Here is a 7,188-nt window from a genome sequence, read left to right on the forward strand (position 1 = left end):
GTCCACCTGGAATGACCTGTCCGCCGACCTGGAGTTTTAGATGACCGCTTACAGCACGAACTCACCGCGGGCATAGGGCACCCTCTTCCGGCCTCGTGTACTCCCGAGCGCGGACCAGATCCGTACGCGGAAGCCGCCTCCGCCCGGTCACCGCTTCGCGGTCGGCCGGAGTCGCGGCGAGGCGGACGCCGAGGAGACGAGGGGCAGGCATGGCCTACTCCCCGGGCACGACGGAGGTGAGCCGGGAGCCGATCTCCGCCTGCTCCCGCAGTTGGGCGAGGAGTTCGGCATCATCGGTGCCGCCGACGGTCTCGGCCAAGCCCATGTTCAGCTCTTCCTCGCTCAACGAGACACCCCGCCGCGTGGCGTACCAGCCTTCAGGGCCGTCCGAGCCCCGTCCGCGCCAGATCAGCCAGCCAGGGAAGTCCCGCGCGAGATCTTCGAGGGTCATGAACCTCACTCCGTCCGTCTGCGTCGACCAGGCCCACCAGCCCGCCCAGTACCGAGGACGGCAGCCGGGCAGCGCTGGCTCTCTCTATCCTGCATCACTCTGGTACACACTGCCACCCTCTAGTTAACAGTGCAGCACGCTGCAACCCGCAGGAACGATGTCTTCCCAGCCCATCAGCAGGTCAGCCAGCCCAAGCCATGCGGATGAGAACTTTCTTTCCGACTTTAAAGGCGGTCCGCTTCGCGGCCCGCCGCGCGTCGGGCGGTCGCCGGCCGCGCTGCGGCTCTTCGGCCGGTCGCGGCCGCGCCGCCCACGCGCTTCCAAGCGTCAAGATCGCAACGTTAGTACCATCTGCGGTTAAACCCTAAGCCGTGCAGGCGAATCTTGAGACCGCTAAGCTCTGATTGTGGTCGAGCCGTCGGACGAGCTGCATGTTCTGATACAAGGTAGCTCCCAGCTCCCCGAGCAGACGCGCAAAGCTCTGTGCGAGGCTCTCGCTGAACATGGCCAAGAGGTTCTAGCCGAAGCTTCGCGGGTCGCCGCTGGCCAGCACCTTGGAAGCGGTGATCCCATGATCACCCCGGGAATGGTAGTAAACATGGCGTACTGGGTGCGGAATGGATACGTACGCCGGAGCCCAGACAAGAAACAGGTCGTTGCTGCAGTCATTGGTGGGTCTTCGACGTTTGTTGGCGGTGTGTTCGTTAACAATATCGTCACACCCTGGGGCGCCATAGGGTTTGTTGTATGTGCGGTTCTTCTGCTGCTAAGCATACATTGGGGCTCAAAGTGACCGATAATGATATGCGTGAACCGTCACCGGGAAATACGGATATGACTAGAGAAGCCGAGGAGCTTCTCGATCAGTCGGTAGCTGAGTTCCGTAGCAGCCTCATAGAGATTGCACGTAAAGAGCATGCCTCTCGCGTCACACCCTCCAAAGAAATCACATCGCAAGAGATAATTGCAGCTTTGGATCAAATTGGGTTCGCAATCAGCCAAGAGGCAGCGGCGAGCCAGATTAGGCTCAATCGTCATCGATTTCGAAGAACCGCTATTCTAATAGCAGTAGTTGCGTTAGTGGTACTGGCTCTTGCTGCAACTGTGCTTATAGCAGTTAATCTTGGCTTTAGTAAAGCTGATCAACTCGCATCGTCCCTGGGAGTCCTTGTTTCGGTCGCCACGCTAGCGATTACGACATTCTCTCTGCGTGCTGCAATTTCGAGTCGTCGCGCTGGGGAGGAGGCTTCACATGCAGTTGAGTTAGCAACGTTCTCCGGAATGCAAGCTCAGTTGCTTCTTGGGTGGTCTCACCTAGAGAAGATGCTTTCTGAGCGATACGGAAGCCAGCCTACGGATTCGCGAAGATACATCGGGGTCGGCCAGATGATTCAAGCATACTCAAAGCAAGCGGGTTTGAGCGAGCAAGAAGTCGCGGAACTCCGTGAGATCCTGCAAATGCGCAACAATGTAGCACATGGACTTGGAGAAAGAGTTGATCGAACCGAGCTGGAGAGATTAATTCCACTGATTCGACTTCACATTTCACGGCTTGAAGGGCGTTAAAATGGCATGCTCGGACGATGGCCGGGCCGAGCACCGCTATCGCTGGGGGCTTCGCAGCCCCCAGACCCCCGCGCGCCGGAACAACCGCCGGCGCGCCCGCTGTCGTGACCACGACTCGCCGTTCGCGCCGGCGGTCGCTCCGGGTCGGATTGACACGCCCCGCCCATCGAATAACTCGGGCCTGGGATCCCGTAGTACGGAACGAATTGCCGCCGAATGACTGAGTGAGATTAACCAGAATAATTAAATATTGCGGCCCGCTTAGAGGCGGGCCGCATCGCAAAACCTGAAATCGCTATCTTAGTTTCGCCTCAGACCTCATGGCGACAGGAAGATCGCATCTACTGGGCTTGGCGACTCCCGAAGCTACCGCGGGTAGGCATGTGAATTATCTGGGCTCCGCTAGGCGGTGCCACCTTTGATTTTTCTGTAAATCGGGCCCGCGTTGGAGCAGGCCTCTGTTCAGTGATGACCTCAGAGAGTAGGTCTGAAGGCCATATTTCAGAGGTATGGGAAACTATCTCCGGAATCGTGCTGCCTACTGTATGGCTTAGCCATGCAGCTATCATCCTGGGCCTTTCGGGAACGCGTGCATCCCATCCAGGTTCCGTCACTCCATAAGAGCGACCTGTTTCGGGATTCCTGCGCGTGTATAGCTGCGCATAAAGGGTCTGCTTTCGCTGATCGCTAATAACCTTGTTGTGGTGCAAATGGCGAATGAGGGCGGAGATAGAGATGCCCCACTCCATTTTCGCCTTTGCGAGCGCAGCGAGAGTGATTGTCCTCGGCAGATTATTTGTGACCGACTCGATGGGTGCAAGGAATTCATTAGCGAACTGGCTAGCTTCTTCCTCTGCCATTTCGTTTACGGGCATGCGGCCAGCGTGAAGAACGATGTGACCGAGTTCATGGCTAAGAACCCATCGTGTTTTCTCCCAGGTGTCTACCGCGCGCATCATGATTAGAGGCCGTTCACGGAACTCTCCTACCCATGTCGAACATCCTTCATGGCGTTCGCGCGGTCCAGGGGAGTCATCAGCATCCATAGAAACTTCGCTGATCTTCCGGCGCCGCACTGCAACGACAACCCCAGCGCGTTCAATTGGATGGGTTAAGTAACCGATTGGCTCGTTGACGCTAATGCCAATGCTCTTGCGCACCTCTCTTGCTATCTCTTCTATGGAGGTAGAGTCTGCTCGCTGCGGCCGAATCACCACGGGCGGGAGAGGGCGCCGGTTGTCCAGCCATCCTATAACCTCCGAAATGAAGCGCATGAATTCCCGGAGGAAATCTTTCTCTCTCTTGGGAGTGCTCTTCGGCGCTTTGAACAAGAGGTCCGTATCTGTGATGGGAGCACTGGGACGATATGTAAAGAACTCGGACGGGAATCGTAGGTGGCTCACTAGGAGGGTGAGCTTCTCGGGAGGCATATGGAAGCTCTCGGCCCGCTCCCATTTCGATAAAGTGGAAGGGCTACACGAGAGAACGTCGGCTATATCGCCAACCTTTTCCTGTCGAAGGATCCGCGCTTGACGAATTCGGTCTCCATAAACCATAGACATAATTATATGTTACTCACAGTATCTGGAAGGGTGCGCTGGGTAGGCGCACCCTATTTTACGGTTAGGCCGGATTGGGGCCGAAATCTTCCTCCTGGTCGCCCAGGAATTCGTTGAAGTCATCGGTGGGGCCGAAGCCGCCAGGCTGCGGGCTGGCAGTCTGCCCGCCTTCCTCTCCCCCTCTGTCGTCACCCACCGAAAGGGTCGGGATCTCCTCTTCGGCGTAGATGAACACGGGCCCGTTGTCGTCGATGCCGAAGTCCACGGCCGCGAGGGTGGCCGCACCCAAGGTTGCGGTACGGAAGTCGATTGACCACAACACCGCTATCTCGTACAGGCCAGGGGAAACCATGTTGCCGAACAAGTCCATCTGGGGCGAGGCATCGGTGACGGGAAGGGGCGCACCGGTCTTAGGGCTGCGCGGGCGAGTCTTCACCCTCATGCGCCTACCGGCCGAGTCGTCGTGCAGCAGGAGTCCGTTGTTGAAGCGGACCTCCAAGTCGAGAGTGTCCTTCGAGGAGGGAGCCCAGCAGGCACTGACGTATTGGCGGATGTCGCTCGCTCTGGCGCAGGCGTCCATCTCCCGGAACCTGGGGATCTTGTCTTCCCACTGAGCTGCCGTGTACTGGATGCCCTCATCAAGAAGGTGTCGTGCCTTCCCGAGCGTGTTGAGGTGCCGCTTCAAGATCTCTCGGACGACGTCACGGGGATGTAGGTTCACTCGGGAAATATTTCCATGCCTTACCTACACTTGCAACTCGCTTGGGAAGCGCCTTGCCGATCTTTCCTCTAGCTACCCAGGGCACAACGAGGGCACACGAGAGTGTGAGGCGCGGGAAACACCAGGAACCGATGAGATGCTGAACCGCAGGTCAGCAGCCGCGCCATGACATCGGCCCAGGTCTCAGGCGCCGTCCTTGTTAGAGTGCTGGTAGTCCTCAAGTTCGTGACACAGTGATCCATTGGCAGGGCCCCGCATAGGGTGTCACCGTGCAACGGCTCGCGCTCTTCGATCTGGACAACACGCTCGTGAATCTGGACGAGGCGTTCCGGGTGTGGGCTGTAGAGTTCGCCGACGGGTACGGTCTCGGGTGCGAGGCGGTGGATTGGCTCGTCGCTCTCGACCGGGCGGGTTACCCGCATCGTGAGATTTTCTTCGACAGGGTCCGTGATCATTTCGCCCTCTCCGATTTGGTCGAGGAGCTGTGGAGTCGCTACCGCAGGCGCATGCCGTATCTAGTGCACTGCCGACCCGAAGTGATTGATGGGCTGTCACAACTACGTGCGGCCGGGTGGAAGGTGGCCATCGTCACCAACGGGACGACGGACAACCAACTCGGCAAGATCCGGCGGACGGGACTGGCTAAGGCTGTTGACGCCTATGCGCTCTCCGGGATTGAAGGCATCCGTAAGCCCGATGTCGGCCTGTTCAAGATCGCCACTCTCCGGTGTGGGATGAGCCTTACCGGTGGGGGATGGATGATTGGTGACCACCCCGTCAAGGACATCGGCGGAGGACGAGCCGCCGGCCTCCGTACGATCTGGATCGATCGAGGGACGTGGCCCAGCCAGGAGCATGAGGCGGATCATGTCGTCACGGACGTGCTCCAGGCGATAGAGATCTTGCGGAAGAACGGGTGACCGAGCGGTTCAAAGCCGCTCACCGATGCGCCACAAGCGCCTGACGAAGGCTCGCCTCCGGACTGCAGTCTCTTCACGATGGCGGGTATGGGGAAGCCTCAGAAGCGGCACCAGCCCGCCAAGCCCGATCCCGCGAAGCCGAGCGCCAAGGAGCTTCAGGTCCGCCGAAAGCAAGGGGAAATCGACGCCAAGCGGGCTGCGGCCGAGAAAGAGGGTCAGACGTCGAAGGTCACCCAGGAGGAGCGAGAATTCCGGACGAAGCAAGGCGATCTCATGCGCCGTCGGGCCAACACCCCTGGCACCCACGAGTACGTCAATCGCCAGCGCCAGCTTGGAGCCGACGAGCCTGATGAGGCGATCTGAAACAGCGCCCACGCTCCCGAGGCCTACGACTCCGATGATTGATGATCTTGCTAACGCCAGTGCTAACAACAGGTCTGGATGGTCCTGGACGACCGTGGATCGAGGGACCCCGTGGAGCCCGCCCCACCAGGTCCGGAAGACATCCGTGGACGGTCCTGGATGGTCGTGATCTAACTCGTAATGAAGGGGTCTCGGGTTCGAATCCCGAAGGCGGCTCCAAGGTCAGAGGCCCTCCCGGATCATCCGGGAGGGCCTCTGTCATGTCGGTACAGCAGCGAAGTCCAGCAACGTCCTTGCCGGTACCGCCGGGACTCTGGCGCGGCGAGCCTGGAAGCCTCGATTCCGAGGCCTACTCCAGATGCTTCACCAGGCTGTACCGCTTCTTGCTGCTCTTACGGATCGAAAAGTGATCTCCACTTTTCTATCTTGATGAAGCGCCCGTTTTCCCCTCGCGGCTGCGTGTCTGAGACCTCTCTCTTGGGCCGGCCTTCGGCGGCATCACCTTGGTTCTCCGCGACTCTTCCCGCCGGTGCTCCACTGCGGAGCGCTTCCAGTAGTCGCGTCCCCGCCACTTGCGATCCGCCTTCGGGAGCCTTTTCTGGAAGACCATGCTGGGCACGCTCGTCGGCTTGATCTGAAGGTATTCCGTCAGGGACGGTCCATCTGGGTGGCTGTCCTTACCGTCCCTGCTGATGATGCCTACACCGGTCACGAGGCGAGAAGCTGAACGGTGCTTCGCACGCCTTCTGAGCGCTTCATGCGAAGGCTGATCAGCTGTAACACTCAGGGGCGGCATCCCCAGCGTTACAGCATGGCCGGCCTCCGGGGCTTTGCGCGAAAGGTAAAGGTGAAGCCGTCGACAGAGCGCCCCTAAGAGCGTCCGTCAGTAGGCGTCGGATGCGTGGGGATGTGCCTGACGCCAGGAGCGAGTGTCGGTACGGACGTCTACTATCCGGGGTGACTGGTGATCAAGTGTGACCACCGTTTCCGTCTGAAGGGGCACCCCGGCATGACCACAATCTTTACCGTGTCCGTCGACTCCGTCGAGGGCTCGACCCTCCATGGGAGGGTGCACATCGTCAACTCCGACGTCCCATATGTGCCGGAGGAGGCCGTCTTTCCCTTGTCTCTCCTGGTGGACGCCTGGTGGCACCTGAAGAACGGGTATTGGCACAGTGAACCCGACGATGAGCGCGGCGGGGGCCGATGCCCCTTCACTGAGGAGCGGGGCAAGGACATCACGGCAGGGATGCGGCTGAAAGATGAGTTCCCGAAACTCTTCGAACTCATCCTCGGTAAGGAGATAAGGGTCACCAGAGACGGGTACCTGCTCGCGGACGACGGCAAGACCGTCCTCGAACCCAGGCGCAAGGCAGAAGACGTGTACAAGCTGAGCGGGGGTGGTCGCCCCGGTTATTCCGTGTTCACTTCCGGCGACGCCGAGGAGTTCTCACAACGCGCCGCCGACATCGTGACCTCCTACGACATCAGCCCGTATCGGAACGTCCCGCTACTGAGTGAAGTCGCAGCGCTGGAGGACCCGAATGAGCCCTGTACTACATTCGTAGATTTTGAGGGAGCGGATCTCCTCGTCGGCGGTAGTGGCTG

Annotated in this window: 7 protein-coding genes; 4 read left to right on the plus strand and 3 right to left on the minus strand. The window is 59.5% G+C overall.

Annotated elements, in window-relative coordinates:
- Nucleotides 1-214: 214 nt before the first annotated feature.
- Nucleotides 215-451: a hypothetical protein gene (locus AB0D67_RS38670; RefSeq protein WP_362947297.1), complete on the minus strand. Its 237-nt coding sequence runs from the start codon at nucleotides 449-451 to the stop codon at nucleotides 215-217.
- 747 nt (nucleotides 452-1,198) lie between these two features.
- On the opposite strand from AB0D67_RS38670, the gene AB0D67_RS38675 reads away from it, so the two are divergent.
- Nucleotides 1,199-2,017, plus strand: coding sequence for a hypothetical protein (locus AB0D67_RS38675; RefSeq protein ID WP_362947300.1), 819 nt, complete (start codon nucleotides 1,199-1,201; stop codon nucleotides 2,015-2,017).
- 341 nt (nucleotides 2,018-2,358) lie between these two features.
- Here AB0D67_RS38675 and AB0D67_RS38680 read toward each other — a convergent pair whose 3' ends face one another.
- Together AB0D67_RS38680 and AB0D67_RS38685 are read right to left on the minus strand one after the other, a co-directional pair.
- Entirely contained in the window at nucleotides 2,359-3,579 is a 1,221-nt protein-coding gene (locus AB0D67_RS38680; RefSeq protein WP_362947303.1) for an ImmA/IrrE family metallo-endopeptidase, read from the minus strand.
- A 61-nt stretch (nucleotides 3,580-3,640) separates the two neighbouring features.
- A complete protein-coding gene (locus AB0D67_RS38685; protein ID WP_362947306.1) occupies nucleotides 3,641-4,261 on the minus strand; it encodes a hypothetical protein in 621 nt (206 codons plus the stop codon).
- A 305-nt stretch (nucleotides 4,262-4,566) separates the two neighbouring features.
- On the opposite strand from AB0D67_RS38685, the gene AB0D67_RS38690 reads away from it, so the two are divergent.
- The 3 genes from AB0D67_RS38690 to AB0D67_RS38700 form a co-directional block, all read left to right on the plus strand.
- Entirely contained in the window at nucleotides 4,567-5,217 is a 651-nt protein-coding gene (locus tag AB0D67_RS38690) for an HAD family hydrolase (RefSeq protein WP_362947308.1), read from the plus strand.
- Between the two features lie 87 nt (nucleotides 5,218-5,304).
- Entirely contained in the window at nucleotides 5,305-5,580 is a 276-nt protein-coding gene (locus AB0D67_RS38695; RefSeq protein ID WP_362947311.1) for a hypothetical protein, read from the plus strand.
- Between the two features lie 1,009 nt (nucleotides 5,581-6,589).
- Nucleotides 6,590-7,188 (plus strand): hypothetical protein (locus tag AB0D67_RS38700; protein WP_362947314.1); only part of this gene is annotated, 599 nt, incomplete at its 3' end.

Source organism: Streptosporangium sp. NPDC048047, assembly GCF_040653115.1.
Classification (GTDB): domain Bacteria; phylum Actinomycetota; class Actinomycetes; order Streptosporangiales; family Streptosporangiaceae; genus Streptosporangium.

Coding starts and splice junctions, on each gene's coding strand:
- AB0D67_RS38670 (WP_362947297.1), bottom strand. CDS start 451: ATGACCCTCGAAGATCTCGCGCGGGACTTCCCTGGCTGGCTGATCTGG.
- AB0D67_RS38675 (WP_362947300.1), top strand. CDS start 1,199: ATGTGCGGTTCTTCTGCTGCTAAGCATACATTGGGGCTCAAAGTGACC.
- AB0D67_RS38680 (WP_362947303.1), bottom strand. CDS start 3,579: ATGTCTATGGTTTATGGAGACCGAATTCGTCAAGCGCGGATCCTTCGA.
- AB0D67_RS38695 (WP_362947311.1), top strand. CDS start 5,305: ATGGGGAAGCCTCAGAAGCGGCACCAGCCCGCCAAGCCCGATCCCGCG.